The sequence below is a fragment of the Pseudomonas sp. A-RE-22 genome, assembly GCF_019956035.1.
Lineage (GTDB): Bacteria > Pseudomonadota > Gammaproteobacteria > Pseudomonadales > Pseudomonadaceae > Aquipseudomonas > Aquipseudomonas brassicacearum.
Window position 1 is genome coordinate 21,695 of sequence record NZ_JAHBCZ010000042.1, and the last position, 26,065, is coordinate 47,759.

Sequence of the window (26,065 nt, forward strand, 5' to 3'; positions counted from 1 at the left end):
TTGAAAAGCGAATGCTCAGTGTGCGGTGGCGTGGCGTCGCGCGGATTTTGTGGTTTTTTCCGATTGCGCAGGTGGCGCGTGATGATGGCGGCGGGTGATCCGAAGCACGCCCCACAGCATGGCCGTGGCTACGCTCAGCCAGCCGAATATCAGCATCAGAATTGTCGTGGTCAGGCTCATCTGTGCCTCCTTTTATCCCCAGTCCGGGATCACGCACCTAATACATGGACAGTCTAGTCGCTCAAGTGTTGCAGGTAATCGATCCGTGGCGGTCGGGCACGGATCGGTTCGTTCTATCGCGCTCGTAAAACTGCCGTTATGGCTATACCCAGGGCTGTGCGCGCCTTATGATCGTCGACCCAAGCCTGGCCCGGATGCCGGGTGCCTGAACAAGAGAGTCATCATGTCGCCGGTCATTTCATCTTTTCGATCACTGGTCCTGACGCTGTCCTGCCTCGTTGCCCTGGCGGGGTGTGCGGGCAGTGTGTCGCCGCAGATCCAGCGCCTGCCCGAACGGGTGGAGCTCAACAGCGTGCCGTTCTACCGTGGTGAAATGCACCAGGGAGCTCCGCAGTCCCTGGCCGCCTTGCTGACGTTGCAAGGCACTGTCATCACTCCGGGGCTGCTGGAAAAACCGTTGCACCTGCCCGGTGGCGAAGCTGGTTTGCAGCAGAATATGCCCACCCTGGCGCGGGAGTACGGGTTGCTGGTGTATCCCCTCGGCCCCAGGCTGCCGGCATTGTTGGAGCAGGTCGCGGCGGGTTATCCGGTGCTGGTGCGCTATATCGAGGGTTCGGTGTTCTGGCCCGCGCCTCGGTATGGAATTCTCGTCGGCTACGACCGTCGGAAGCAGACGGTGTTGCTGCGTGCAGGCATGAACCCGCGGCAGTTGATGAGCTTCAGTGCCTTCGAATCGGACTTCCAGAGCGCGGGCGGCTGGGCGGTGCTGGTCCAGCGACCTACGCAGCTTCCGGCCAATGTCGACTCGCAGCGGTGGCTCAAAGCGGCGGCCGAATTGGGCGGGGCAGGGCAGGAGCAAGCGGCGGCGCGGGCCACCAAGACCTTGGAAGCGGCGCATTGACCGTTCACCCCGTTCGTCACTTGCCGGGCACAACCTGGCAGGCCTGAGGCTCTTATCGTCAGGGTTGGCATTTTCCGACCGTGATTGGAGGAGGCACGCATGGCACAGTCGAAAACACCTACGGGGCCACATTCGTCAGAGCATTCCAGCGGTGATGACCTGGGGTTTGATCCGGATTCGCCGGATCTTGAGGACCCCCAGGTTGATCCGGTAGGGCCGGCCAAGGCGCCTCTGGACAAGAAGGATGAGCGCAAGCCCAAGCCCTATGATCCGTTGGGTGACCTGAAGGCCTAGGCATTATCTGTTCCGAGAGGCGTGGGTTGGGGTGTATATCCGTTATTTAGGTAACGGATATAAACACCAAAGCAATAAAACAAAAAAACGGCGCTCCCCATTTCTGAAAGAAGCGCCGCTTTTTCTAAGTGAACAGCATTACGACGAGTCGGGGCTTTTCTGTGTGCCGCGGATTATTGGGAGGCTTCCACCACACCACTCTGGCGGCTCTTGAGATTCTTGGCAGCCTTGTATTGCAGGGCCACTGACGGCACGTCGGTGCTTTTTCCGGTCTCGACCCAGCTACGAATCCGGCTGGCATCGGCGAAGTGCGTGAACTTGCCGAATGCATCGAGGATCACCAGTGCCATCGGGCGATTGCCCATCTTCGTCACCAGCACCAGGCAGTGACCGGCCTCGTTGGTGAAACCGGTCTTGGTCAACTGGATATCCCAGTTGGCCTTGTGGATCAAGTGGTCAGTGTTGCGAAAGCCCAGGCTATACACAGGCTTGCGGAAGGTAACGGTCTTTTCCTTGGTGGTGCTCAGTTCGCTCAGCAATGGATACTTGCGAGCGGCGATCAGCAGCTTGGTCAGGTCCCTGGCGGTCGAGACGTTGTGAATCGACAGGCCCGTCGGTTCGACGTAATGGGTGCTGGTCATGCCCAGCGCCTTCGCCTTGGCGTTCATGGCGGCAATGAACGCCGCATAGCCACCTGGATAGTGGTGGGCGAGGCTGGCGGCGGCGCGGTTTTCCGAAGACATCAGGGCGATCAGCAGCACGTCCCGGCGCGACAGCTCGCTGTTGAGTTTGACTCGGGAAAACACGCCCTTCATCTCTGGGGTGTTGGCAATGGTGATGGAGATGTACTCATCGAGGTTCTGTTTGGCATCCAGCACGATCAGGCCGGTCATCAACTTGGTCACCGACGCGATGGGTACCACCACGTCCGGGTTGCTCGAATAAACGACTTTATCCGTCTGCAGGTCCAGCAACATCGCGCTGCCCGAGGCGACTTGCAGCTTGGTCGTGTCCCGAGGGGCCGCGATGGTTTCCTGTGCAACGACATTTTGCGTGATAAAGCTGCCTGTGAAAGCGATGAATAGGCTGATGATGGAAAGACGGATTTTCACGCGAGTAGACTCGATAGAGTTGAAGGTGCCGTTGAGCAACGACTTTTAAAAAAACGTCGCATTTTAGGAGTATGGGCGACAGCAGCGCTATATGCCTGTATCGCCAGGGCTTGTGAATAAATAAAGTTTCATGGAGGGGGATTTTGGCGAAACGAATCTGAAAAATTTGTAATTTGGCGGCTAAAGTCCGGTCGCCAGAAACACCTGTGGGAGCGAGCTTGCTCGCGATAGCGATGTGTCAGTCAACTGGATGTTGGCCGGTCCATCGCTATCGCGAGCAAGCTCGCTCCCACAGGTTTTTGTCGGGCGTATCAGCTGTGCAGCGTTTCAGCCGCGTACAGCGTGTTTTCCAGCAGGCAGGCGCGGGTCATCGGGCCTACGCCACCCGGTACCGGCGTGATCCAGCCGGCGCGGGGCAGGGCGGTCTCGTAGACCACGTCGCCCACCAGCTTGCCATCTTCCTGGCGATTGATGCCCACGTCGATGACGATGGCGCCTTCCTTGATCCACTCGCCTTTTACCAGGCCGGGTTTGCCGGCGGCCACCACCACCAGGTCCGCGCGGCCGACATGGCCAGCCAGATCCTTGGTGAAACGATGGGTCACGGTCACGGTGCAGCCGGCCAGCAGCAGCTCCATGGCCATTGGACGACCAACGATGTTGGACGCACCCACCACCACGGCGTCAAGGCCGTACAGGTCCACGCCAGTGCTTTCCAGCAACGTCATGATGCCTTTAGGGGTGCAGGGACGAAGCAACGGGATACGCTGGGCCAGGCGACCGACGTTATAAGGATGGAAGCCATCGACGTCTTTGTCCGGGCGGATACGCTCCAACAGCTTGGAGGCGTCGAGGTGTTCAGGCAGCGGCAGCTGGAGCAGAACGCCGTCGATGTTCGGGTCATCGTTCAGGCGATCGATCAGATCGGCCAGCGCTTGCTGGGTGGTTTCGGAAGGCAGGTCGTAGGCCTGGGAAAGGAAGCCGACCTCTTCACAGTCTTTACGCTTGTGCGAGACATAAACCTGAGAGGCAGGATCGCTGCCGACCAGGATCACCGCAAGGCCGGGCGTACGCAGGCCTTGCTGGCGGCGCTCGGTAACTCGTTGGGCGATCTGCTGGCGCAGGCTGGCGGCGATCGATTTGCCGTCGATAAGTTGTGCAGTCATTGCGCGTGGTTAACCATCGAGAGGGGAAAAAAAGAGAACGCATTCTCGCATGCCGGGGCGTGGGGGCAAAGGCGCTTGGTCTGCAAATTCCCCTAACCCCTTTAATTAAATGAATTTTTTTTAAAAAAGTGTTGACGACCTATCAGGCCGTCTATAACATTCGTCGCACTTGTCGGGCACAGCCTAGCACTGGTTAAGAAGGTGGAGCGGAGTTGGTTGTTTCAACTCGGTAAAACTGAAAGCACTTAGTTTGTAATCGTCCAAGAATACAGATTAAAAAGGCGCCCGTAGCTCAGCTGGATAGAGCATCCGCCTTCTAAGCGGATGGTCGCAGGTTCGAGTCCTGCCGGGTGCGCCAATTAGGCAGCTTTGGCACAAGTAAGGCAACAAGGCAATATGGTGGGCGTAGCTCAGTTGGTAGAGCACGGGATTGTGACTCCCGTTGTCGTGGGTTCGATCCCCATCGTCCACCCCATATTCTAGAAAGGCGCCAGATCTAACAATCTGGCGCCTTTGCTTTAAAAGCTTGATACGCGGATGTGGTGGAATTGGTAGACACACTGGATTTAGGTTCCAGCGCCGCAAGGTGTGAGAGTTCGAGTCTCTCCGTCCGCACCATACAAGTCGCTATTTAAATAGCAGAAAACGGCGCAGTACCTGAAAAGGGCTGCGCCGTTTTTGTTTTCAGTGGTTTTGTGTTTGGCGTCGGTACGGTTTCTTGGAGCTGCGCGCAGCGGTCGGTTCGTCGCGAATGTGTTTCGTGATGATGCGTGACATGTCCGTCGGTCCCTTTGTGGGGGCGGGCGTCGCGTGATCGGGCAAGCCGCTTCTATATATAGAAGCGTTGGCGCAGAGCCCTGGGCTGAGTCGACTGTATTTGCAATCCGGGTGGGGCATGACCGTTTGTCCCGTCCTAAATCCGGCGCCTGTTTCCAGCGCGTTTTCAGTAGGGTGACTTCTTGAGTTTGACCTACTAGAATGCATGCCCTTGATTCTGGGGTCGGAAACGCCCGGCCAACGTCTGTGCAACGAGGAATATCCATGCAAGTTTCTGTTGAAAATACTTCTGCTCTTGAGCGCCGCATGAGCATCACCGTGCCGGCTGAGCGCATCGAGACTCAGGTCAACAAGCGTCTGCAGCAGACTGCCCAAAAGGCCAAAATCCCAGGTTTCCGCCCAGGCAAAGTGCCAATGAGCGTGATTCGTCAGCGTTACGAAGCTGATGCGCGTCAGGAAGCCGTGGGCGACGTGATCCAGTCTTCGTTCTACGAAGCGGTCGTCGAGCAGAAGCTGAACCCGGCCGGCGCTCCGTCCGTCGAGCCTAAAGTGCTGGAAAAAGGCAAGGACCTGGAATTCGTCGCCACGTTCGAAGTGTTTCCTGAGTTCACGGTTGCCGGTTTCGAATCCATCGCTGTCGAGCGCCTGAGCGCTGACGTGTCGGATGCCGACCTGGACAAGATGCTGGACATCCTGCGCAAGCAGAACACCCGTTTCGAAGTGACTGAGCGTGCTGCCCAGAACGAAGATCAACTGAACATCGATTTCGTCGGCAAGGTCGACGGTGAAGTGTTCGCGGGCGGTTCCGCCAAGGCTACCCAGCTGGTGCTGGGTTCCGGTCGCATGATTCCTGGCTTCGAAGACGGCCTGGTTGGCGCCAAGGCCGGTGAAGAGCGCGTTCTGAACGTGACCTTCCCTGAGGACTACCAGAACCTGGACCTGGCTGGCAAAGCCGCCGAGTTCACCGTGACCGTCAACACTGTTTCCGAGCCGAAACTGCCTGAGCTGAACGAAGAGTTCTTCGCCCAGTTCGGCATCAAGGAAACCGGTCTGGAAGGTTTCCGCACCGAAGTTCGCAAGAACATGGAGCGTGAGCTGCGCCAGGCCATCAAGTCCAAGGTCAAGAACCAGGTCATGGACGGTCTGCTGGCCTCCAACCCGATCGAAGTGCCAAAGGCCCTGCTGGACAACGAAGTGAACCGTCTGCGCGTGCAGGCTGTTCAGCAGTTCGGTGGCAACATCAAGCCGGACCAGCTGCCTGCCGAACTGTTCGAAGAGCAAGCCAAGCGCCGCGTCGTGCTGGGCCTGATCGTCGCCGAAGTGGTCAAGCAGTTTGAACTCAAGCCTGACGAAGCCCGCGTTCGCGAGCTGATCCAGGAAATGGCCTCGGCCTATCAAGAGCCTGAGCAAGTCGTGTCCTGGTACTACAAGAACGACCAGCAACTGAACGAAGTCCGTTCGGTTGTGCTGGAAGAACAAGTTGTGGATACTGTTCTGCAGAAAGCTAGCGTGACCGATAAAGCGGTCTCTTACGAAGAAGCGGTCAAGCCGGTGGAAGCTCCACAAGCCGATTGATGGTTCTGCGGTAAGAAATAAACACCCATAAGCCAGCCTTCGCGCTGGCTTATGCGTATTCAAGACATAACTATTTGGGAGTGACTGCGAGACATGTCCCGCAATTCTTTTTATCAGCAGAGCTCTGACATCCAGGCCGCAGGCGGCCTGGTCCCGATGGTTATCGAGCAGTCCGCCCGCGGCGAACGTGCCTATGACATCTACTCGCGTCTGCTCAAGGAACGCGTCATCTTTCTGGTGGGCCCGGTAGAGGACTACATGGCCAACCTGATCTGTGCGCAACTGTTGTTCCTTGAAGCCGAAAACCCGGACAAGGATATCCATCTCTATATCAACTCCCCTGGCGGTTCGGTGACGGCGGGCATGTCGATCTACGACACCATGCAGTTCATCAAGCCTAACGTTTCGACGACCTGTATCGGTCAGGCTTGCAGCATGGGTGCGTTTTTGCTGACAGCTGGTGCCCATGGCAAGCGTTACTGCCTGCCGAACTCGCGCGTGATGATTCACCAGCCGCTGGGCGGTTTCCAGGGCCAGGCATCGGATATTGAAATCCATGCCAAGGAAATCCTCTTCATTCGCGAGCGCCTCAATACCTTGATGGCCAAGCACAGCGGGCGCACGCTAGAAGAAATCGAGCGCGATACCAACCGCGACAATTTCATGAGCGCTGAAGCCGCACGTGAATATGGTCTGATCGATGAAGTGATCAACCAGCGCCCCGCTTAAAATAAGCAGCTCAAAATGAGGTTGATCGGCAGGTCCGATCACCTGCGGGCTTGAAAAAGCCCGCAATTGCCTTCATCTTGTGTTGCAAGCCTATCGGATTTGGATCGATCGAATGACTGACACCCGCAACGGCGAGGACAACGGCAAACTGCTTTATTGCTCCTTCTGTGGCAAAAGCCAGCATGAAGTGCGCAAATTGATTGCCGGCCCCTCGGTCTTCATTTGCGACGAGTGCGTCGACCTGTGCAATGACATCATCCGCGAGGAGGTGCAGGAAGCCCAGGCCGAGAGCAGCGCGCATAAATTGCCTTCGCCTAAAGAAATCAGCGGCATCCTTGATCAGTATGTGATTGGTCAGGAACGTGCGAAAAAGGTACTGGCCGTAGCGGTGTACAACCACTACAAGCGCCTGAACCAACGTGACAAGAAGAATGACGACGTCGAACTCGGCAAGAGCAACATCCTGCTGATCGGCCCGACAGGCTCGGGTAAGACCCTGCTTGCCGAAACCCTGGCCCGCTTGCTGAACGTTCCGTTCACCATCGCCGACGCAACCACCCTCACTGAGGCGGGTTATGTGGGTGAGGATGTCGAGAACATCATTCAGAAGTTGTTGCAGAAGTGCGACTACGATGTGGAAAAGGCCCAGATGGGCATTGTCTACATCGATGAAATCGACAAGATTTCCCGCAAGTCCGACAACCCGTCCATCACCCGGGATGTTTCCGGTGAGGGCGTGCAGCAGGCCTTGCTCAAGTTGATCGAAGGTACGGTCGCTTCCGTTCCACCCCAAGGTGGTCGCAAGCATCCGCAGCAGGAATTCCTGCAAGTCGACACCCGTAACATCCTGTTCATCTGCGGTGGTGCGTTCTCCGGCCTGGAAAAGGTTATTCAAAACCGTTCCACCCGTGGTGGCATTGGTTTCAACGCCGAAGTGCGCAGCAAGGAAGAAGGCAAGAAAGTCGGTGAATCCCTGCGTGAAGTCGAGCCTGACGATTTGGTCAAGTTCGGTCTGATCCCGGAATTCGTCGGTCGTCTGCCGGTCCTGGCGACGCTGGACGAGTTGGATGAAGCGGCGTTGATGCAGATCCTGACCGAGCCGAAGAACGCCCTGACCAAGCAGTATGCCAAGTTGTTCGAAATGGAAGGTGTAGACCTGGAATTCCGTTCCGACGCGCTGAAATCGGTCGCAAAACGTGCCCTGGAGCGTAAGACCGGTGCCCGTGGATTGCGCTCGATTCTCGAAGGCGTATTGCTCGACACGATGTACGAGATCCCCTCGCAGTCCGAGGTGAGTAAAGTCGTGATCGATGAAAGCGTCATAGAAGGCAAGTCCAAGCCACTGTATATCTATGAAAACAGTGAGCCGGCTGCCAAGGCCGCACCGGACGCTTAAGCGTTCGGCTGCCGGAACAAAGGAGGGGCCTTCGGGCCCCTTTGCTTTTTGCGCGTTTTAGACGTGTCTTAGCGCTTGTTTTTTTTCAAGGCTGCCCCCATCTTGGTTTCAAGCTTACTTCCATCTGTTTCCGGCCCGAGGGCCGCCGTAGAGGCGAAATCATGAAGACAACCATCGAATTGCCTCTCCTGCCATTGCGCGATGTCGTGGTGTATCCGCACATGGTTATCCCGCTGTTCGTGGGGCGCGAGAAGTCCATCGAAGCCCTTGAGGCTGCGATGGCGGGTGACAAGCAGATTCTTTTGCTGGCTCAGAGAAACCCGGCCGATGATGATCCCGGCGAAGACGCACTGTATCGCGTAGGTACGATTGCAACGGTTCTGCAATTGCTCAAGCTGCCCGACGGCACCGTCAAGGTCCTGGTCGAAGGCGAACAGCGCGGTGCTATCGAGCGTTTCAGCGAAGTGGACGGCCATTGCCGGGCCGAGGTGTCGCTGATCGAAGAGGTCGATGCGCCCGAGCGTGAGTCAGAGGTGTTTGTCCGCAGCCTGCTGTCGCAGTTCGAACAATACGTGCAACTGGGCAAGAAGGTGCCTGCAGAGGTCCTGTCGTCGCTTAACAGCATCGATGAGCCTGGGCGACTGGTCGATACGATGGCGGCCCATATGGCCCTCAAGATCGAGCAGAAGCAGGAAATTCTCGAAATCATTGATTTGTCGGCCCGTGTCGAACACGTGCTGGCACTGCTCGACGGCGAAATCGATCTGTTGCAGGTCGAGAAGCGCATTCGCGGTCGCGTCAAGAAACAGATGGAGCGCAGCCAGCGCGAGTACTACCTGAATGAGCAGATGAAGGCCATTCAGAAAGAGCTGGGCGATGGTGACGAAGGCCACAACGAAATCGAAGAGCTGAAAAAGCGCATCGATGCCGCCGGCTTGCCCAAGGATGCACTGGCCAAGGCCCAGGCTGAGTTGAACAAGCTCAAGCAAATGTCGCCGATGTCTGCTGAGGCCACCGTAGTGCGCTCCTACATCGACTGGTTGGTCCAGGTGCCGTGGAAAGCCCAGAGCAAGGTGCGTCTGGACCTGGCGCGTGCCGAAGACATCCTCGACGCCGACCATTACGGCCTGGAAGAGGTCAAGGAGCGTATCCTTGAATACCTCGCCGTGCAGAAGCGCGTGAAGAAGATTCGTGGCCCGGTCCTGTGCCTGGTCGGTCCTCCTGGGGTCGGTAAAACCTCCCTTGCGGAGTCGATTGCCCACGCGACCAACCGCAAATTCGTACGCATGGCTCTTGGCGGCGTGCGCGATGAGGCGGAAATTCGGGGGCATCGCCGTACCTACATCGGTTCGATGCCAGGAAGATTGATTCAAAAGATGACAAAGGTCGGCGTGCGCAATCCGCTGTTCCTTTTGGACGAAATCGACAAGATGGGTAGCGATATGCGTGGCGATCCTGCCTCTGCGTTGCTCGAAGTCCTCGATCCTGAGCAGAATCACAATTTCAACGATCACTACCTGGAGGTCGACTACGACCTGTCGGACGTGATGTTCCTCTGCACCTCCAACTCCATGAATATTCCGCCAGCGTTGCTGGACCGGATGGAGGTGATTCGTCTTCCGGGCTACACCGAGGACGAGAAGATCAACATCGCCGTGAAATACCTTTCGCCCAAGCAGATCCAGGCCAACGGCCTGAAAAAAGGCGAGCTGGAATTCGACGAGGAAGCGATTCGCGACATCATCCGCTACTACACCCGCGAAGCCGGTGTACGTGGCCTGGAGCGGCAGATTGCCAAGGTCTGCCGCAAGGCGGTCAAGGAACATGCGCTGGAAAAACGCTTCGCGGTCAAGGTCACTGCGGACCTGCTGGAGCACTTCCTGGGCGTACGCAAGTTCCGCTACGGCCTCGCCGAGCAACAGGACCAGATCGGCCAGGTGACTGGCCTGGCCTGGACCCAGGTCGGTGGTGAGTTGCTGACCATCGAAGCGGCCGTGGTGCCGGGCAAGGGGCAACTGATCAAGACCGGTTCCCTGGGCGACGTGATGGTCGAATCGATCACCGCTGCGCTGACGGTGGTTCGCAGCCGCGCCCGGAGCCTGGGCATTCCCCTGGACTTCCATGAGAAGCGCGACACGCATATCCACATGCCTGAAGGGGCTACGCCCAAGGACGGCCCAAGCGCTGGTGTAGGCATGTGCACGGCCCTGGTCTCGGCATTGACCGGTATCCCGGTGCGCGCCGACGTCGCCATGACGGGTGAAATCACACTGCGCGGCCAGGTCCTGGCGATTGGCGGCCTGAAGGAAAAACTGCTGGCGGCACACCGTGGCGGGATCAAGATCGTGATCATTCCCGAAGAGAATGTCCGCGACCTGAAGGAAATTCCTGACAACATCAAGCAAGATCTTCAGATCAAACCCGTTAAATGGATTGACGAGGTCCTGCAAATTGCGCTGCAATACGCGCCGGAGCCCTTGCCGGATGTGGCTCCGGAGATTGTCGCGAAGGAAGAAAAGCGAGAGTCTGACTCTAAGGAAAGAATTAGCACGCATTAATACGCATTTGCCTGGGGGGCTTCCTTGACAGTTTTTTAGAGCCCTTGTTATAAAGCGGCTCTTAAGTGTCTGCAGGCCATTCAGCACTCGTTTTGCTTTCACCAAAAAAACTTAGAATCATCTCAAATAGATATAAGGGGACTTAGAGTGAACAAGTCGGAACTGATTGATGCTATCGCTGCATCCGCTGATATCCCGAAAGCTGCTGCTGGCCGTGCGCTGGACGCTGTAATCGAATCCGTCACTGGCGCTCTGAAGGCTGGCGACTCCGTTGTTCTGGTTGGTTTCGGTACCTTCTCCGTGACCGATCGTCCTGCTCGTATCGGTCGCAACCCGCAGACCGGTAAGACGCTGGAAATCGCTGCTGCCAAAAAGCCAGGCTTCAAAGCTGGTAAAGCACTGAAAGAAGCCGTTAACTAAGGTTTCGTTGAGTTTATCCGGGTCGGGGTCATGCCTGGCTTGGCAGCGGAGCGGTAACACGGCCGGTTGCAACCGGTCTGGCACACCAGGGCTTGAAGGTTAGAGCCCGGTCCGCTCCGCCAGTTACGAGAAGGCGCATCCTCGGATGCGCCTTTCTTCTATCCGGATTCTACCCACGCTCCACGGTTGCCTAAATTTGAAGTTCAACCGTTTCTGGGGGACGCATGCTGCAGAATATCAGGGACAATTCACAAGGCTGGATTGCCAAGACCATCATCGGGGTCATCGTCGCATTGATGGCGTTGACCGGTTTCGATGCCATTTTCAAAGCCACTACCAACAGCAACGAAGCGGCCAAGGTCAACGGCGAAAACATCAGCCAGAACGAGCTGAGCCAGGCGGTCGACATGCAACGCCGTCAGCTCATGCAACAGCTGGGCAAGGATTTCGACGCCTCCCTGCTGGACGAAAAGATGCTGCGTGATTCGGCGCTCAAGGGCCTGATCGACCGCAAGTTGTTGCTGCAAGGCGCACACGATGCGAAATTCGCTTTCTCCGAAGCTGCGCTTGATCAAGTGATCCTGCAGACGCCTGAGTTCCAGGTCGATGGCAAATTCAGTCCCGAGCGTTTCGATCAGGTGATCCGCCAACTGGGTTACAGCCGTATGCAGTTCCGCCAGATGCTGGCTCAGGAAATGCTGATCGGTCAGTTGCGCGCCGGCCTGGCAGGCAGCGGTTTCGTCACCGATGCCCAAGTGCTGGCATTTGCACGCCTGGAAAAACAGACGCGTGATTTCGCCACCTTGAACATCAAGGCTGATCCTGCCTCCGTCAAGCTGACCGATGATGAGGTCAAGGCTTACTACGACCAGCACGCCAAGGAATTCATGACGCCTGACCAGGTGGTCATCGATTACCTCGAACTGAAGAAGGCCTCTTTCTTCGATCAGGTCAGCGTCAAGGACGAAGACTTGCAGGCGGCCTATCAGAAAGAAATCGCCAACCTGTCCGAACAGCGTCGGGCTGCGCACATCCTGATCGAAGTGAACGACAAGGTGACCGAAGCCCAGGCCAAGGCGAAGATCGAAGAGATCCAGGCTCGCCTGGCCAAAGGCGAGTCGTTTGAAGCGTTGGCGAAGGAGTTTTCCCAGGACCCGGGTTCGGCTAACAACGGCGGCGATCTGGGCTACGCCGGTCCTGGTGTCTACGATCCGGAATTCGAAAAGGCCTTGTACGCCTTGAACAAGGACCAGGTCTCGGCACCGGTACGCACCGATTTCGGTCTGCACCTGATCAAGCTGCTGGGTGTCGAAGCGCCTGAAGTGCCTACGTTTGCCAGCCTCAAGGACAAGCTGACCCGCGAGCTGAAGACTCAACAGGTGGAGCAGCGTTTCGTTGAGGCGACCAAGCAGTTGGAGGATGCCTCGTTCGAAGCGTCCGACCTGGCGCAACCCGCCCAGGACCTGAAGCTGACCGTCCACACATCGGCCCCATTTGGTCGTGAAGGCGGCGAAGGGATTGCGGCCAATCGTGCCGTGGTTACTGCTGCGTTCAGTCCGGAAGTGCTGAATGAGGGCGCCAACAGCACCGCCATCGAGCTGGACCCGGAAACCGTCGTGGTGCTGCGTGCCAAGGAGCACCGCAAGCCTGAGCAACTGCCGCTGGAAAGCGTGGCAGGGCCGATTCGTGCTCAATTGACCAAGGAACACGCTAGCGCGGCAGCCAAGACCCGGGCCGACGAGCTGATCGCCAGCCTGCGCGATGGCAAGGTTGCACTGGACAAGCCGGTCGACGGCCAAGGCTGGAAAGCCACCCAGGCGGCAACCCGCAACCAGGAAGGCATCGATCCGGCGGTGCTGCAAGCACTGTTCCGCATGCCCAAGCCTGAGTCCAAGGACAAGCCGACGTTCACCAGCGTGACCTTGCCTGATGGCAGCCTGATGGTCGTGCGTTTGAATGGCGTGAACGAAGCGGCGGCACCGACTGACGAAGAGAAGGCGGAATATCGCCGCTACCTCGCGTCCCGTGTTGGTCAGCAGGACTTTGCGGCGTATCGCAAGCAGCTGGAGAGCCAGGCGGAGATCAAGCGTTTCTAATTGCTTGATGCTTTTTCAAACCTGGTTGTGATGCTGTTCAGTTAGAAAAAACGGCGCTTCTTCAGAAATGGGGAGCGTCGTTTTTTTTGGCTTGGGTTTTGTGTGTAGATCCATTACCGCAGAAATGGATATACACACTGAACTACGCCGCTCTGAACGTGATATCAAAATCTTCATTAACGGCGCAACTGAACAGGATTAAGCTAAATCCCGGATTTTTTTGTGTCTGCTTGTTGCTCGGGGCGGGTGTTCGTCGATCTATCCGCTTGGCGTCTTTTTCCTGCAGACAACCCCCAGTAAACTTGTAACCCCCTTGAAACAAGATTAGCCACGCTGCCAGGTCGCGTTCTGTTGCACAATACGCCCCGGACCGTTTTTCTCAGGATGTTCAATGTTCAAATCATTTCCCATGCGCACCGTCGGGCTTGCACTGGTGCTGGCCGCCGCAGCCGGTTGCTCGTCGAAGAAAGCCGCCATTTACGAGCACGAGAACTTCGATGACTCCGGCACGTTCTCGCGCACGTATCCGGTGAACGACGCGGCGACCTGCGAGGCCGGGCGTCGGGCGTTGCTCAGCCAGGGCTACATCATCACCAGCAGCGATCCGAAGCTGGTCAGCGGTCACAAGAGTTTCCAGCAGACCGGCGACACTCACATGGAAATCAGTTTCAACCTGGTCTGTGCCGAGGATGGCGGTGCCGGACACCGTGCGACGATGTTCGCCAACGCCTTGCAGGACCGTTATGCCCTGAAGAAAACCAACAACTCCGCCAGCCTGGGTGTGGGCGTGCTGGGTTCGGTGTCGATGCCGATCGGCTCCTCGGATGATTCGATGGTCAAGGTCGCCAGCGAAACCGTGTCGGCGGCCAAGTTCTATGAGCGCTTCTTTGCCCTGGTGGAGCTGTTCCTGCCTCCCGAGGCGAAGAAAGCGGCCGACAACGCCGAGAAACCGAAAACTGAATTGGGCATTCCGGAAACCAAGGTCGAACCTGCCGCCCTGATGCCTGCTCCAGCGCCTGCACCGGAGCCTGTCGCCCCCGCGCCCGCGCCGGCCCCTGTTGAAACAGCTCCTACGGTGTCGGAGCCCGTCGCACCGCCGAGCGAGCCTGCACCGATTGCGCCCGAGTCGTTCGAGTCTGCGCCGACGACGGAAACCGTTACACCACCACCGTCCAGTTCGTTGCCGGCCCCGACCGAGCCGATCCAGCCGCTTCCGGCATCCTGAGGTCCAGTGGCAGGGAGTAACGCCCTGTCACACTTCACACGGTAATTTCCTGACCCTGTGCTACGTTTAATTCATGAAGCCTTTGCTTCATGTTTTGTTCATAAAGCAGCTTTATGCTGATGCCAGCGCCATCAGGCATTGGTTTCAATGACAGGGGAAGGACACGTAATGGATGATTATCAGGAAGAGCTGCTGGAATACCAGGCGTATGAACTGGACCCGTTGGAACCCGCCGAAGATGCGACGGAGTTGTGAGGATTGCGACAAGCTACAAGTGGTAAGCACCAAGCCAGGTTCTTGAAGCTCAAACCCCTCTGTGACTACGACGAAACTCTCCGGGCGTCTGGTTGTTCCAGCGCTTGAAGGCTCGTTGAAATGCCTCGGCTGAGGCGAATCCCAATAGATAAGCGATTTCGCCGAACGCCAGTTCGGTATCGCGTATGTAGGTCATGGCCAGGTCGCGGCGGGTGTCGTTGAGGATGGCGCGAAACTGCGTGCCTTCCTCGGCCAGCTTGCGACGCAGGGTCCAGGTCGGCAGCTTCAGGCGGGCCGCCACTTCTTCCAGGTCGGGTTCCCGGCCGCCGTTGAGCAACGGTCCCAGTAGTTGGATGATGCGCTCGCGCAGGCTACGGGTGCGGGTCAGTTGTTCCAGTTCCCGTTCACACAACTGAAGCAGATGGTGCCAAGTGCTGGGGCAATGCTGTGGGTTGCGCTGGGCGAGGCTGTCCAGGCCCAGGCGCAGTTGATTCTGTTCGGCGCCAAATTGGATCGGGCAGTCACCGAGCGTGCGGTAGGCCTCCAGGTATGTCGGCTCCTCGAATTCGATTTCGATGCGTTCTGGCCGCAGCGCGATGCCGCTGACGCTGGACAGTTGCGCAAGCCAGCCGGCAATGATCGAGTCCACGACGAAGCGGTTGTAGGCGTTATACGGGCTGATGGAATAGAACCGTAGCCAAGCGCCTCGGGCATCTTCATGGAAACTCGATTGGCCGCGATAGTTGGAGCCATACAGCGGCTCGAAGCGGATCATGCAGCGGGCGGCCTCGCGCACGGTTGGCGCCTGGGCCGCGGTAACGCCCGCCAGCCCGGCCTGACTCAAACGGCCGAGTTGGCCCATGCGCAGGCCCAGGGCCGGGTCCTGGGTCTGTTGAATCGCAGCGTGGCCCAGGCGCATGTAGCGCGGGATCGACAATCGTGCCCCGGGCTCGGCCAGGCGCGCGGCATCGAGACCGTACTGTTCAAGCAAAGGTTGAGGGTCTTGCCCATGGCTGGCGACGGCGTCAGCCAGGCTATGGACGAAGCCCACTGACAGGTCGCCCAGGCGCATCGGCCGCGGTTTCATGTTCACAACCACAGGTTCAGCAGGCGGGCGCCACGGGCGTTGCCATCGGAGAAGTGTTGGCCGTCGTGGCTGATGAAACTCTGGCCAGCACTGCCGCTGTCCCAGAACTGGCCCCGCAGGAACACGCTGACGCCGGCCCGGGCCTGGCTGATGGGCAGCTGGCCGGTCAGTGTCAGGCGATGCCAGGCTTGGCCCTCGCTCACTTCACCGGGCTTGAGGCTCACCTCGCTCGGCGTGGACAGGCCTTTATAACCGCTCCAGGGTTTTTCCCACGTATCGCGACCGGTGATGAAGGCGGGCACCGCAATCAGTTGCGCGCCCTGGTCGTTGAGTTGCCGGTAGTGGAGCGGGTACCAACTGTCGCTGCCGATCAGCACGCCCAGGCGACCGGCGGGGGTGTCGATGACTTGGACAGCGGTCGGTCGGTCGGCGCCAAGCACGTCGCGCTGTTCAAACACCGGATGTCGTTGGCGTTGTGGCTGGCCGATCGGCCGACCATCGCTGCCGAACACCAGGCTGCTGTTGTACAGCGCACCGCGACCGATCTTCAGCTCACCGTCGCTGACACTGGGCTCGGGGAGCACGATGGAGCCGGCCACCAGGGTGATGCCGAACTCCTTGGCCAACCCACCGAACAGCGCTTGATAGTCATGGGCCATGCGCTCGGCTTTCATGCGCAGGTAGGCATCGTCCAGTCGGCTATCGCCTTGAGCGCTGACCAATGCCTGGATAAACGCCAGCGGATTGCTGACCGCCAGCCAGTTCATGGCGTCCTTCAGGCTGGTGGCCTGGTACAACTCGTCTTTTTCGCCGCCGACCATCAGCCAGGTGCCGATGTGCTCGGGCAGGACCACCACGGTCTTGGCATTGAGAAAACCCTGGTCGCGAGCCGTCTGCAGATAGGCCGCCAGTTTGCGATGCAGGCGCTCGGGGCTCTGGTAGTCGGTGGGGAACAGTTCGGGTTGGATGCCCAGCAGGTTGCCGCGGTCGGCGGGCGTGCCCTGGTCGACCGCCAGGCTGATGCGCAGGTCTGACAGGTAATGACCCGCCGGACGATCTGTCGTCCACAGTGCATAGGTGATCAGGGCGGCAATCAAGGCCAAGGAAAACAGCAGGTACAGAAATTTGCGCATGGGGGAACAGTCAACGGCCGTGTGCAGGTTCGTGATTTTTCATCAAGAGCTACGGGGCAGGGTACGGTAAAACAAGGGATTAGCGAAGGGCGGGCGCTGATTTGTACGCACGGTAAGCACACGCAGAGGGTGTCCAGGAATCTTGGGACACCCTCTGCGCTGGCAAGGCGCGCTAGTGACTTTTGGCTTTCCGGATCCGGATCAGAATCAGCAACATGATCAGCAGCACCGGTGGCGTCATGCCCACCAGCGCTTCGCGGGCCGAGAGGTTTGCGCCCAAGGTGTGCAGCCCGCTATAGACCAGTTTGAACAGGTTGATCAGGTAGTAGGTGATGGCAATGATCGACAGACCTTCCACCGCGCGCTGGATCTTGATCTGTGCATCGGCACGCGCATTGAGGCTGCGCAGGATCTCGGCGTTCTGGTCTTCCATCTCGACTTGTACGCGGGCTTGCAGCAGGTCACCCAGGTTGGCGACGCTCATGGCCAGTTGTTCAAGGCGCTGTTCGGTGGCTGCGCAATAACGCACCGTGGGTTTGAAACGCCGTTCGATGAACACGCCCAGCCGCTGGCAATCGCCCAGGTGACTTTCGCGCAACTCCCCCAGGCGCTCGAACACCAGTTGGGCGTAGGCGCGGGTGGCGCTGAAACGGTGGCGATTCTTGACCGTGCTACTGACGACCTGGCGAGACAGCAGGGCGATGTCCTCCAGCAGGGCCTTGGCATGCACGCCGCTGGCATTGGCGTTGCGTTCGGACAGGCTCACCAGGGTGCGATCGAATTCGTTCAGTTGCGGGTCCAGTGCCTTGGCGGTATTGAGCGACAAGGACGCCATCATGCGATAGGTCTCGATTTCCAGCAGGCGCCGGATCATGCGGCCCTGGCGATAAGCGTTGAGCCGTCGGTTGATGAACAGCAGGCGATTGGTGCCATCCTCGGTCAGGCGAAAATCGCTCCAGACCACCGCATCGCCACCGCCCACACAAGAGCCGCAAGGGTCCTTGAAACCGTAGCTGGGCAGGTCGAGACCGGCTTCGGCGCGCACCACCACCTGAACCGCATTGATGAGGTGCTGGGAATGGCCTTCGATACCCTGGGCAAGGCATTCGGGCAGCGTTGTCCAGTGCAGTTCATTGGTGCTGGCGGGAACAACCAGGGTCAGGGTGAAGAACTCGGCGTGGCGCTCCCACTTGAGCGGATGTCCTTCAAGGCGGGTGATGCCTTGTGCGGCCTCTGCTGCGACGGTTTCAGGGCTCAGTCGTTCGAGCAACGCGTTGCACTGGGCATTGTCGCCAAGAAACGCCAGGTGGAAGACGTGGGCCGGCTCGTCGAAATACAGCGACGGGCGGGCGTGCAACTCGTTGTGCAGCATTTTTCGTTGGGGATGCATGCAATGAGCACCATGTTATTAGGGTTATTTTTGGTTTCAGCACCTGGGCCAGCGTTGATAGGACTGGCTCACCCCGCCGAGAGTCACGCACGACTGATCGGCACCCTGCACATTTGGATCATTAAGTTGTCAGTTACGGTCATTGAGTGCCCGCATCCCGACTCTTACGCTGTGGGTCATGACAGACGCAGGCCGCAGAGCTTGCGCTTTTCCCCGTGATCGCCCGTTGTGGAGTTACCGATGACCGCCTCTCATTACCCGCATCTGCTGGCCCCGCTGGACCTGGGTTTCACCACCTTGCGCAACCGTACCCTGATGGGCTCGATGCACACCGGCCTGGAAGAGAAACCCGGCGGCTTCGAGCGTATGGCGGCGTATTTTGCCGAGCGCGCCCGGGGCGGCGTGGGTCTGATGGTCACCGGCGGGATCGGACCGAACGACGAGGGTGGTGTCTACTCCGGCGCGGCCAAGCTGACCACCGAAGAAGAAGCGCTCAAGCACCAGATCGTTACCCGGGCCGTACACGAGGCCGGTGGCAAGATCTGCATGCAGATTCTCCATGCCGGGCGCTACGCCTACAGCCCCAAGCAAGTGGCACCGAGCGCGATCCAGGCGCCGATCAACCCGTTCAAGCCCAAGGAACTGGACGAGGAAGGCATCGAGAAGCAGATCAGCGATTTCGTCACCTGCTCGGTACTGGCCCAGAAGGCCGAATACGACGGCGTCGAGATCATGGGCTCGGAAGGTTATTTCATTAACCAGTTCCTGGCGGCCCACACCAACCACCGTATCGACCGTTGGGGCGGAAGCTATGAAAACCGCATGCGCCTGCCGGTGGAAATCGTCCGTCGGGTGCGCGAGGCGGTAGGCCCGAGTTTCATCATCATCTTTCGCCTGTCGATGCTCGATCTGGTGGAAGGTGGCAGTTCGTGGGACGAAATCGTCCAGTTGGCCAAGGCCATCGAGCAGGCTGGCGCGACGATTATCAACACCGGTATCGGTTGGCACGAAGCGCGAATTCCCACCATCGCCACCAAGGTTCCGCGCGCCGCGTTCAGCAAGGTTACGGCCAAGCTGCGTGGTTCGGTCAGCATCCCGCTGATCACCACCAACCGCATCAACACCCCGGAAGTGGCCGAGCAGATCCTGGCCGAAGGCGATGCCGACATGGTCTCCATGGCCCGGCCGTTCCTGGCCGATCCGGAGTTCGTCAACAAGGCCGCTGCCGGTCGCGGCGATGAAATCAACACCTGCATCGGCTGCAATCAGGCGTGCCTGGACCACACCTTTGGCGGCAAGCTCACCAGTTGCCTGGTCAACCCGCGGGCCTGCCACGAAACCGAGCTGAACTACCTGCCGGTGACCCAGGTGAAGAAAATCGCCGTGGTCGGTGCCGGCCCGGCCGGGTTGTCCGCTGCCACGGTGGCGGCCGAGCGTGGGCACCAGGTGACGCTGTTCGATTCGGCCAGTGAAATCGGTGGTCAGTTCAACATTGCCAAGCGCGTGCCGGGCAAGGAAGAGTTTTTCGAAACCCTGCGCTACTTCAAGCGCAAATTGCAGACCAGCCATGTCGAGCTGTGCCTCGACACCCGGGTGGATGTGGCGCAATTGGTGGCTGGCGGTTATGACGAGATCATCCTCGCCACCGGCATCGCACCGCGCGTGCCGGCGATTCCTGGCGTGGAGCATGCCAAGGTGTTGAGCTACCTGGACGTGATCCTCGAGCGCAAGCCGGTGGGCCGCAGTGTCGCGGTGATCGGCGCCGGCGGTATCGGCTTCGACGTGTCGGAGTTCCTGGTTCATCAAGGCGTTGCCACCAGCCAGGACCGCGAGGCGTTCTGGAAGGAGTGGGGCATCGACACCCACCTCGAGGCTCGCGGCGGTGTGGCCGGGATCAAGGCCGAACCTCATGCGCCGGCGCGCCAGGTGTTCCTGCTGCAACGCAAGACATCCAAGGTCGGTGACGGCCTGGGCAAGACCACCGGCTGGATTCACCGCACGGGCCTGAAGAACAAGCAGGTGCAGATGCTCAACAGCGTCGAATACCTGAAGATCGACGACGAGGGCCTGCACATTCGCATCGGCGAAACCGGTGAGCCGCAAGTGCTGGCCGTGGACAACATCGTGATCTGCGCCGGCCAGGATCCGCTGCGTGAATTGCAGGAAGGCCTGGAGGCGGCGGGGCAGAAGGTTCATCTGATCGGCGGTGCCGACGTGGCGGCGGAACTGGACGCCAAGCGGGCGATCAACCAGGGTTCGCGGTTGGCGGCGCAGTTGTAACGCAGCGTCTCAGGAAAACCCTTGTGGGAGCGAGCTTGCTCGCTCCCACAGGGGGATGTGGTGAACCTGAAATCACCCGCAGCCAAGCTGTTAAGATGCCGGCCTGTCTCCCCTCGGGCCTGCTGCCATGCTGCTTCCCGCCCTCGATTGGCATCCCCAGCCCCGACTCGTACCCCTTCACCTGGACTGGCTCGCCCGTGCCGGTGTTGAGGTGGCGGTGTTGCGCCTGGACCGGATCGATCCACTGATCAGCGGCAACAAGTGGTTCAAGCTGGTCCATCATTTGCGGGCCGCCCATGAGGCCGGTGCCGAGGGGGTCATGAGCCTGGGCGGGGCCTATTCCAACCATTTGCATGCGTTGGCGGCGGCGGGCAAGCGCTTCGGGTTTCCCACGGCGGGGCTGTTGCGTGGTCAGCCCCAGGACACGCCGACGGTGCGCGACCTGAAAGCGTTTGGCATGGACCTGCACTGGTTGGGGTATGGCGGGTACCGAGAGCGACACGCGCCGGGTTTCTGGGCGCCGTGGCAGATCCGCTATCCACATTTGCATCCGGTGCCCGAGGGCGGTTCAGGATTACCCGGCGCACAAGGCTGCCAGGTATGGGCAGCCAGTGTCCGTGAACAACTGGCGACGTTGGGATGGGCGGATTTTCACGGTTGGTGGCTGGCCTGCGGCACCGGTACGTCGTTGGCCGGGCTGGTGCTGGCCGAAGCGGGGCAGCGCCCGGTCTATGGCGTGCTGGCGGTGCCCCAGGACCATGGCGTGGCGCAGCAAGTCGAACGCATCGTGGGGGAGGCGGGGCTTTGCAGTCCACTTTATGAATTGTTCGACGGCAGCCGTGGCGGTTTCGCCCGGGTCGATGCTGAACTCACCGCGTTCATCGACAGCACGGCGGCCATCGAACTGGAGCCGTTGTACACCGGCAAAGCCTTGATGTTGCTTAGAGCACGGGTCGAGGCCGGAGGGTTTGCCCCAGGAACCCGTTTGATCTTCGTCCACACCGGCGGTTTGCAAGGCCGCCGAGGGTTCGAGTAACGGCGATCAGCCGCGCTTGGGCATCATCCGCAGCAGCGTGTTGTCCCGTACCACATAGTGGTGGTACAGCCCCGCCAAGGCATGCAGGCCAATCAACCAATAGCCGATGGTGCCGCCCAGCACATGCCAACCTTCCAGCTGCTTGGCAAATTCCTTGTCCTGATCGATGAGCAAGGGCAGATCGAAACCATAGAACATCACCTGATGCCCTTCGGCGCTGGTGATTAGCCAGCCCAGCAGCGGCATGGCGATCATGAACAGGTACAGCGCCCAGTGCATCAGGCGAGCGAGAACGGTTTGCCATGCAGGCGACGCCGGGAAAATCGCCGGTGCCTTACCCATGCTGCGGGCGAACAGGCGTAGCCAGACCAGCAGGAACACCGTCAGGCCGAGCATGAAGTGCGCTTCCTTGATCAGGGTCCGGCCGCCACTGCCCTTGGGGAAAATCCCTCGGAACTCGATGCAGGCATAAACCACGGCCAGCAGAACCAGCATCAGCCAATGCAAGGTTACCGTGACGGTACTGTAGCGGCTTTCTGAGTTTTTCCAGGGCATTGCAGGTATCTCCAACGATCAGGGTAGAGCGCCGTCTAGAGCGGCGTTATCCGTTTACTGTAAGCCCGTTTCGCTGGGTTTGCATGAGCCAGATCAGTTTTGCCGGTAGGAAGTCACAGGGTTGAGTCAGGGCGTGAAGTCCGGCGGATTCAGCAGCCAGTCCAACAGCAGTCCCGCATCATGATTGCCTCGGGGCGATTTCGGCCGCGTGGCGGTATGGTCTGCGCCGGTATCGACAGCCCCTGGGCACAGCACCGGTCGATCAGGGTCGCCATCGAGAAAACTCACCAGCACTTCGCTGCCGGCCATCAGGTTGGGGCTGCCATCCAGCGTCAGCCGCGACACGGGCAGCGTGATGCCGTCCTGGTCCGGCGCCCATAGGCTGACACTCACCTGGCCACGTTCATCGGGACTGGCCGGCTGGCCGGCGCGGCCGAGTACATGGGCCAGGTGGTACCCGGGGATGCAGGGCTTGGGATGCTTGAGGGCTGGCCGGAATGCGGTTGACCAGGGAATCGCGGTGAACCGGTTGCGGTAGTCACGGGACGACGGTGCGACGGGCAGGTCCGGTTCCAGGATCGAAAACTGCCGTCCGCGGTGCTGGACCTCGGTGATCAGCCATTGATCGTTGAAGGCTGCAACCGGGTGTTCGCAGATCTGCACGATGTTGCCACCGTGCAGGGTCGGTTGGGTACTGTGGCCATGGATTTCCCGTTGCCGGCAGCGCAGCCGTTCAAGGTGGCGGCGACTGGCCTGGTAACGGTGTGCCAAGGCCGGGTTGTCGCGCATGGCTTTGTGATCGATCCGCTCAAGAGGTTGATTCGCCGCCGAGGCGTTGGCTTCGGGCGGGGCCCGGTCACTGAACCCGACGGGCAGGCCAGGCATCATCGGATGGTGACGCAAATACAAGCGTTTGGCGGCCGGTAGCTGGCTGTCGTTCGGACGCTGGGGCAGTTCGACGGGGCGCGCGGGAAAGCTCTTCGGGTCTTCGGCAAACACCAGGGCATGACCCTGGGGAGCGTGTTCGAAGTGGTAATGAATGCCTTCTTCCTCGCACAGCCTTTGCAGGAGGGTCAGGTCGCTTTCGTCGTACTGTATGCAAAACGGGCGACATGGATACTGCCCATGGGGCAGTTCGAAACGGTAACTGTCGACGGGTAGCGCGTGTTCTTCCAGCAGCCGTTGCAGCACCTGCACCACGCTGAGTCGATGGAAAACCCGGCGCCGCGGGCCTTGCTCCAGTTGCTGGAGGTAGGGGACCAACGTCAGGCGATAGCCGATGCGCCGCGGCGCCAGGGTACTCAGGCTAACGCTGTGGACAATCCCATGGACGCCCGATTCGCCGTCCAGGCGCAGGAAAGCCGGATGCCCCAAGAACAGCTCAGGATCTATCGGCGGGGCCAGGCCGATCAGTTCGAGGTCAAAGCGGTATGGCTGGTTGAGGGCTTCGCGGCCGTTGAACCGCAAGACTTGCAGTTGCAAGTCGCTTTGCGTGAGCGTCAGGCTGAAGGGACTTTCCGTGTCGTTGCGCATCGCAGTTCCTACTGGCGGGAAGAGAGGCGCAGAGGGTACGAAACTGCGGGGGGAAACGGTGCTTGTGAGTCGCTATTTCAGAAATGCCCTACAACACGCTGTGAAAATGTCGATCCGGCGGGGTGAATTTTTTGGTCGATCAGCCGGTTTAGGCCGTATAAACTTGCGCCACAGCGCCGACCGGCAGATGTCTCGGCGCGTCAGACAAGAGAGTGAGTAATGGGCGCACAGTGGAAGGTTAAACACAAAGAAGCGGCTGCCAACGCCAAGGGCAAGATCTTCGGCAAATTGGTGAAGGAAATCACCATTGCCGCACGCAACGGCGCTGATACCGCTACCAACGCGCACTTGCGACTGGTGGTCGAACAGGCGAAGAAGGCCTCGATGCCCCGCGAGACCCTGGAACGTGCGATCAAAAAAGGTTCTGGCCAGCTCGGTGAAACCGTGCAATACCACCGCGTCACCTACGAAGGGTTCGCGCCGCACCAGGTACCGCTGATCGTTGAATGCGTGACCGATAACATCAACCGTACCGTTGCCGAAATTCGCGTCGCGTTCCGCAAGGGCCAACTTGGCGCCTCGGGTTCGGTGGCGTGGGACTTCAACCATGTCGGCATGATCGAAGCCGCGCCGGACAGCCCGGACGCCGATCCGGAAATGGCCGCCATCGAGGCCGGTGCCCAGGATTTCGAGCCGGGCGAAGAGGGTGCGACCTTGTTCCTCACCGATCCTGCCGATCTCGATGCCGTCCAGAAGGCCTTGCCGGAGCAGGGCTTCACTGTGTTGTCGGCCAAGCTGGGCTACCAGCCGAAAAACCCGGTCAGTGGCCTGACCGACGAGCAGATGGCTGAAGTCGAAGCCTTCCTCGAAGGCCTCGACAACCACGATGACGTGCAGGACATGTTTGTCGGGTTGGCGGGTTAAGCGTTACCCGCAATGTCCTGTGGTGAGGGAGTTTGCTCCCTCGCTACGGTCGCGCAGTAAACCTTCAATCTCATCAAAGCCCGGCCGCGCCAGCACATCCGGCTGACAGCAGCGCGCCTCCAGATCCTGCAGCCACGCAAGATCCTGCGCACCGAGCCCCGGTTCGATCCGCGCCAGCAATTCCCCCAGCAAAATCCCGAAGGCCCGCACTTCGATGCGTTGCAGTTCGCGGGTTTGCACGTTGTCCGTGGTGGCGTGGAACGACGCCGCGCCAAAATCCCCCAGCAGGCAATCGCCCTGGTCATCGCACAGAATATTGTGCCCGTAGAGATCCCCGTGGGTGATGCCCTGGCGGTGCAGGTGCGCCGCCACCGAGGCGATGCCATGGGCGATGCGCAGGACCTCCGGAGCGCTCAGGCGCAGTTCATCGGCATAGACGTCGCGGCTGCACGACGCCAGGCTCGGCAGTCCGGCGAGGTTACGGTAGCTGGGTTCGATCAGCGCCATCACCAGCCCGGCCTGTTGCTCGGGGTGCCCGGCAACCTGGCCCAACACCTCAATCAGGTTCGGGTGTCGACCGGCAGTGATGCAGGCATGCATCTCATGCAGGGGCGAGCCGTCGCTGGTCATCTGGCCTTTGTACAGCTTCACGGCGACCTTTCGTGCCGCCTGGCCGGGCGCCTGCCAAAGCGCCTGATGAATCACCCCCGACGCACCTTCGCCCAGTTGTTGCTGCAGTTCCAGATGTGACCAGTCGATAGGCGTCGTGGTATTCAGGGCCGCCGCTTCTGCCTGGGCTTCCAGCGGGTTGCCGGCGTAGGCCAGCCAACTGAGGCTCGGCAGCTTGAGCAGCCATTGCGGCAGTTCGCTCAGTTGGTTGGCGGCGATGCGTAGCAGTTCGAGGCGATGACACTGGCCCAGGCTCGCCGGCAACTGCTGTAAACGGTTGCCGGCCAGCATCAGTTTTTGCAGATAGGGGCGTTGGCCCAGTTCATCCGGCAATTGGCTGACGCAGTTGTCGGTCAGGATCAGCCAGCGCAGCAGTGGCGGCAATGCGGCGCCCGTGACGTGCGTGATGCGGTTGGCCTTGAAACCGACCATGGTCAACGCGCTGCAACGGCCCAGGCATTCGGGCAGTTCTGTGAAGCGGTTGTCCGAACAGAACAGCACGCGCAGGCGAGTCAGCCGATGCAGGTCGTCGGGCAGCGTGTCCAACTGATTGCCGCTGAGGTTGAGAATCTCGAGGGAGTCGGCCAGGTCGAAGATTTCCCGGGGAAATTCCGTCAAGCCGCAGGCCAGGTCCAGCCGGGTAATGCCTGAGAGCTGGCCGGCGCGTAGTTGAGCGAGGGTGTGCATGGAGGGGTTCGCTGTTGATCAAGGGGAGGGGCTGGCGCCCGTAGCCAGACAGTTAACCAATAATCAGCGCAGTACAACACCCTGTGG

21 protein-coding genes and 3 tRNA genes are annotated in these 26,065 nt (G+C 59.6%); 15 read left to right on the forward strand and 9 right to left on the reverse strand.

Annotated features, from left to right (window positions below; genetic code table 11):
* Nucleotides 1–15: 15 nt before the first annotated feature.
* Nucleotides 16–180, reverse strand: coding sequence for a hypothetical protein (locus KGA89_RS20170; protein WP_003199851.1), 165 nt, complete (start codon nucleotides 178–180; stop codon nucleotides 16–18).
* Nucleotides 181–403: 223 nt separating this feature from the next.
* Here KGA89_RS20170 and KGA89_RS20175 point away from each other — a divergent pair, with 223 nt between their 5' ends.
* Both KGA89_RS20175 and KGA89_RS20180 read left to right on the forward strand, forming a co-directional pair.
* Entirely contained in the window at nucleotides 404–1,081 is a 678-nt protein-coding gene (locus KGA89_RS20175; RefSeq protein WP_223472383.1) for a peptidase C39 family protein, read from the forward strand.
* A gap of 99 nt (nucleotides 1,082–1,180) precedes the next feature.
* Nucleotides 1,181–1,375, forward strand: coding sequence for a DUF6021 family protein (locus tag KGA89_RS20180; RefSeq protein WP_223472384.1), 195 nt, complete (start codon nucleotides 1,181–1,183; stop codon nucleotides 1,373–1,375).
* 173 nt (nucleotides 1,376–1,548) lie between these two features.
* Here the strand turns inward: KGA89_RS20180 and pbpG are convergent, their stop codons facing one another.
* Together pbpG and folD are read right to left on the reverse strand one after the other, a co-directional pair.
* Nucleotides 1,549–2,487: a D-alanyl-D-alanine endopeptidase gene (pbpG, locus tag KGA89_RS20185; protein ID WP_003199856.1), complete on the reverse strand. Its 939-nt coding sequence runs from the start codon at nucleotides 2,485–2,487 to the stop codon at nucleotides 1,549–1,551.
* A 311-nt stretch (nucleotides 2,488–2,798) separates the two neighbouring features.
* A complete protein-coding gene (gene folD, locus KGA89_RS20190; protein ID WP_003199858.1) occupies nucleotides 2,799–3,653 on the reverse strand; it encodes a bifunctional methylenetetrahydrofolate dehydrogenase/methenyltetrahydrofolate cyclohydrolase FolD in 855 nt (284 codons plus the stop codon).
* Between the two features lie 281 nt (nucleotides 3,654–3,934).
* Here folD and KGA89_RS20195 point away from each other — a divergent pair.
* From KGA89_RS20195 to KGA89_RS20240, 10 genes are all read left to right on the forward strand, one after another.
* Nucleotides 3,935–4,011: transfer RNA gene (locus tag KGA89_RS20195), tRNA-Arg, on the forward strand.
* A 41-nt stretch (nucleotides 4,012–4,052) separates the two neighbouring features.
* Nucleotides 4,053–4,128: transfer RNA gene (locus tag KGA89_RS20200), tRNA-His, on the forward strand.
* 58 nt (nucleotides 4,129–4,186) lie between these two features.
* Nucleotides 4,187–4,271: transfer RNA gene (locus KGA89_RS20205), tRNA-Leu, on the forward strand.
* Nucleotides 4,272–4,694: 423 nt separating this feature from the next.
* Nucleotides 4,695–6,005: a trigger factor gene (gene tig / locus KGA89_RS20210; RefSeq protein ID WP_003199860.1), complete on the forward strand. Its 1,311-nt coding sequence runs from the start codon at nucleotides 4,695–4,697 to the stop codon at nucleotides 6,003–6,005.
* Nucleotides 6,006–6,098: 93 nt separating this feature from the next.
* A complete protein-coding gene (gene clpP / locus KGA89_RS20215; RefSeq protein ID WP_003199862.1) occupies nucleotides 6,099–6,734 on the forward strand; it encodes an ATP-dependent Clp endopeptidase proteolytic subunit ClpP in 636 nt (211 codons plus the stop codon).
* Nucleotides 6,735–6,846: 112 nt separating this feature from the next.
* Nucleotides 6,847–8,130, forward strand: a complete 1,284-nt coding sequence (gene clpX, locus KGA89_RS20220) for an ATP-dependent Clp protease ATP-binding subunit ClpX (RefSeq protein WP_003183176.1) — start codon at nucleotides 6,847–6,849, stop codon at nucleotides 8,128–8,130.
* A 161-nt stretch (nucleotides 8,131–8,291) separates the two neighbouring features.
* Nucleotides 8,292–10,688 carry an endopeptidase La gene (lon, locus tag KGA89_RS20225; RefSeq protein WP_003199864.1) on the forward strand — a complete coding sequence of 799 codons (2,397 nt, stop codon included), beginning with the start codon at nucleotides 8,292–8,294 and terminating at the stop codon, nucleotides 10,686–10,688.
* 147 nt (nucleotides 10,689–10,835) lie between these two features.
* A complete protein-coding gene (locus KGA89_RS20230; protein ID WP_002552737.1) occupies nucleotides 10,836–11,108 on the forward strand; it encodes an HU family DNA-binding protein in 273 nt (90 codons plus the stop codon).
* 224 nt (nucleotides 11,109–11,332) lie between these two features.
* A complete protein-coding gene (locus KGA89_RS20235) occupies nucleotides 11,333–13,204 on the forward strand; it encodes a SurA N-terminal domain-containing protein (protein ID WP_003199929.1) in 1,872 nt (623 codons plus the stop codon).
* A 391-nt stretch (nucleotides 13,205–13,595) separates the two neighbouring features.
* Complete coding sequence (locus tag KGA89_RS20240) at nucleotides 13,596–14,429, forward strand: DUF2242 domain-containing protein (RefSeq protein ID WP_223472385.1); 834 nt, start codon at nucleotides 13,596–13,598, stop codon at nucleotides 14,427–14,429.
* Nucleotides 14,430–14,733: 304 nt separating this feature from the next.
* On the opposite strand, the gene KGA89_RS20245 is transcribed toward KGA89_RS20240, so the two are convergent.
* The 3 genes from KGA89_RS20245 to KGA89_RS20255 form a co-directional block, all read right to left on the reverse strand.
* Entirely contained in the window at nucleotides 14,734–15,771 is a 1,038-nt protein-coding gene (locus tag KGA89_RS20245; RefSeq protein ID WP_223472386.1) for an AraC family transcriptional regulator, read from the reverse strand.
* A 2-nt stretch (nucleotides 15,772–15,773) separates the two neighbouring features.
* Nucleotides 15,774–16,904 carry a carbon-nitrogen hydrolase family protein gene (locus KGA89_RS20250; protein ID WP_003199939.1) on the reverse strand — a complete coding sequence of 377 codons (1,131 nt, stop codon included), beginning with the start codon at nucleotides 16,902–16,904 and terminating at the stop codon, nucleotides 15,774–15,776.
* 172 nt (nucleotides 16,905–17,076) lie between these two features.
* Entirely contained in the window at nucleotides 17,077–18,294 is a 1,218-nt protein-coding gene (locus tag KGA89_RS20255; RefSeq protein ID WP_223472387.1) for a DUF3422 domain-containing protein, read from the reverse strand.
* A 240-nt stretch (nucleotides 18,295–18,534) separates the two neighbouring features.
* On the opposite strand from KGA89_RS20255, the gene KGA89_RS20260 reads away from it, so the two are divergent.
* Together KGA89_RS20260 and KGA89_RS20265 are read left to right on the forward strand one after the other, a co-directional pair.
* Complete coding sequence (locus KGA89_RS20260; protein WP_223472388.1) at nucleotides 18,535–20,574, forward strand: FAD-dependent oxidoreductase; 2,040 nt, start codon at nucleotides 18,535–18,537, stop codon at nucleotides 20,572–20,574.
* A gap of 127 nt (nucleotides 20,575–20,701) precedes the next feature.
* On the forward strand, nucleotides 20,702–21,610 hold the full coding sequence (locus KGA89_RS20265; protein WP_223472389.1) for a 1-aminocyclopropane-1-carboxylate deaminase/D-cysteine desulfhydrase: 909 nt from the start codon (nucleotides 20,702–20,704) through the stop codon (nucleotides 21,608–21,610).
* A 6-nt stretch (nucleotides 21,611–21,616) separates the two neighbouring features.
* On the opposite strand, the gene KGA89_RS20270 is transcribed toward KGA89_RS20265, so the two are convergent.
* Together KGA89_RS20270 and KGA89_RS20275 are read right to left on the reverse strand one after the other, a co-directional pair.
* Complete coding sequence (locus KGA89_RS20270) at nucleotides 21,617–22,165, reverse strand: cytochrome b (RefSeq protein ID WP_003199949.1); 549 nt, start codon at nucleotides 22,163–22,165, stop codon at nucleotides 21,617–21,619.
* A gap of 126 nt (nucleotides 22,166–22,291) precedes the next feature.
* A complete protein-coding gene (locus tag KGA89_RS20275) occupies nucleotides 22,292–23,698 on the reverse strand; it encodes a type VI secretion system Vgr family protein (RefSeq protein WP_223472390.1) in 1,407 nt (468 codons plus the stop codon).
* Nucleotides 23,699–23,917: 219 nt separating this feature from the next.
* Between KGA89_RS20275 and KGA89_RS20280 the strand changes: the two genes are divergently transcribed.
* A complete protein-coding gene (locus tag KGA89_RS20280) occupies nucleotides 23,918–24,622 on the forward strand; it encodes a YebC/PmpR family DNA-binding transcriptional regulator (protein ID WP_003199952.1) in 705 nt (234 codons plus the stop codon).
* Nucleotides 24,623–24,625: 3 nt separating this feature from the next.
* Here KGA89_RS20280 and KGA89_RS20285 read toward each other — a convergent pair whose 3' ends face one another.
* Complete coding sequence (locus KGA89_RS20285; protein WP_223472391.1) at nucleotides 24,626–25,978, reverse strand: leucine-rich repeat-containing protein kinase family protein; 1,353 nt, start codon at nucleotides 25,976–25,978, stop codon at nucleotides 24,626–24,628.
* Between the last annotated feature and the right edge of the window lie 87 nt (nucleotides 25,979–26,065).

Bases quoted from the DNA above. Each gene is read 5' to 3' on its own strand.
- KGA89_RS20170 (WP_003199851.1), bottom strand. From the start codon at position 180: ATGAGCCTGACCACGACAATTCTGATGCTGATATTCGGCTGGCTGAGC.
- KGA89_RS20175 (WP_223472383.1), top strand. From the start codon at position 404: ATGTCGCCGGTCATTTCATCTTTTCGATCACTGGTCCTGACGCTGTCC.
- KGA89_RS20180 (WP_223472384.1), top strand. From the start codon at position 1,181: ATGGCACAGTCGAAAACACCTACGGGGCCACATTCGTCAGAGCATTCC.
- folD (WP_003199858.1), bottom strand. From the start codon at position 3,653: ATGACTGCACAACTTATCGACGGCAAATCGATCGCCGCCAGCCTGCGC.
- tig (WP_003199860.1), top strand. From the start codon at position 4,695: ATGCAAGTTTCTGTTGAAAATACTTCTGCTCTTGAGCGCCGCATGAGC.
- clpP (WP_003199862.1), top strand. From the start codon at position 6,099: ATGTCCCGCAATTCTTTTTATCAGCAGAGCTCTGACATCCAGGCCGCA.
- clpX (WP_003183176.1), top strand. From the start codon at position 6,847: ATGACTGACACCCGCAACGGCGAGGACAACGGCAAACTGCTTTATTGC.
- lon (WP_003199864.1), top strand. From the start codon at position 8,292: ATGAAGACAACCATCGAATTGCCTCTCCTGCCATTGCGCGATGTCGTG.
- KGA89_RS20235 (WP_003199929.1), top strand. From the start codon at position 11,333: ATGCTGCAGAATATCAGGGACAATTCACAAGGCTGGATTGCCAAGACC.
- KGA89_RS20240 (WP_223472385.1), top strand. From the start codon at position 13,596: ATGTTCAAATCATTTCCCATGCGCACCGTCGGGCTTGCACTGGTGCTG.
- KGA89_RS20245 (WP_223472386.1), bottom strand. From the start codon at position 15,771: ATGAAACCGCGGCCGATGCGCCTGGGCGACCTGTCAGTGGGCTTCGTC.
- KGA89_RS20250 (WP_003199939.1), bottom strand. From the start codon at position 16,904: ATGCGCAAATTTCTGTACCTGCTGTTTTCCTTGGCCTTGATTGCCGCC.
- KGA89_RS20255 (WP_223472387.1), bottom strand. From the start codon at position 18,294: ATGCATCCCCAACGAAAAATGCTGCACAACGAGTTGCACGCCCGCCCG.
- KGA89_RS20260 (WP_223472388.1), top strand. From the start codon at position 18,535: ATGACCGCCTCTCATTACCCGCATCTGCTGGCCCCGCTGGACCTGGGT.
- KGA89_RS20265 (WP_223472389.1), top strand. From the start codon at position 20,702: ATGCTGCTTCCCGCCCTCGATTGGCATCCCCAGCCCCGACTCGTACCC.
- KGA89_RS20270 (WP_003199949.1), bottom strand. From the start codon at position 22,165: ATGCCCTGGAAAAACTCAGAAAGCCGCTACAGTACCGTCACGGTAACC.
- KGA89_RS20275 (WP_223472390.1), bottom strand. From the start codon at position 23,698: ATGCGCAACGACACGGAAAGTCCCTTCAGCCTGACGCTCACGCAAAGC.
- KGA89_RS20280 (WP_003199952.1), top strand. From the start codon at position 23,918: ATGGGCGCACAGTGGAAGGTTAAACACAAAGAAGCGGCTGCCAACGCC.
- KGA89_RS20285 (WP_223472391.1), bottom strand. From the start codon at position 25,978: ATGCACACCCTCGCTCAACTACGCGCCGGCCAGCTCTCAGGCATTACC.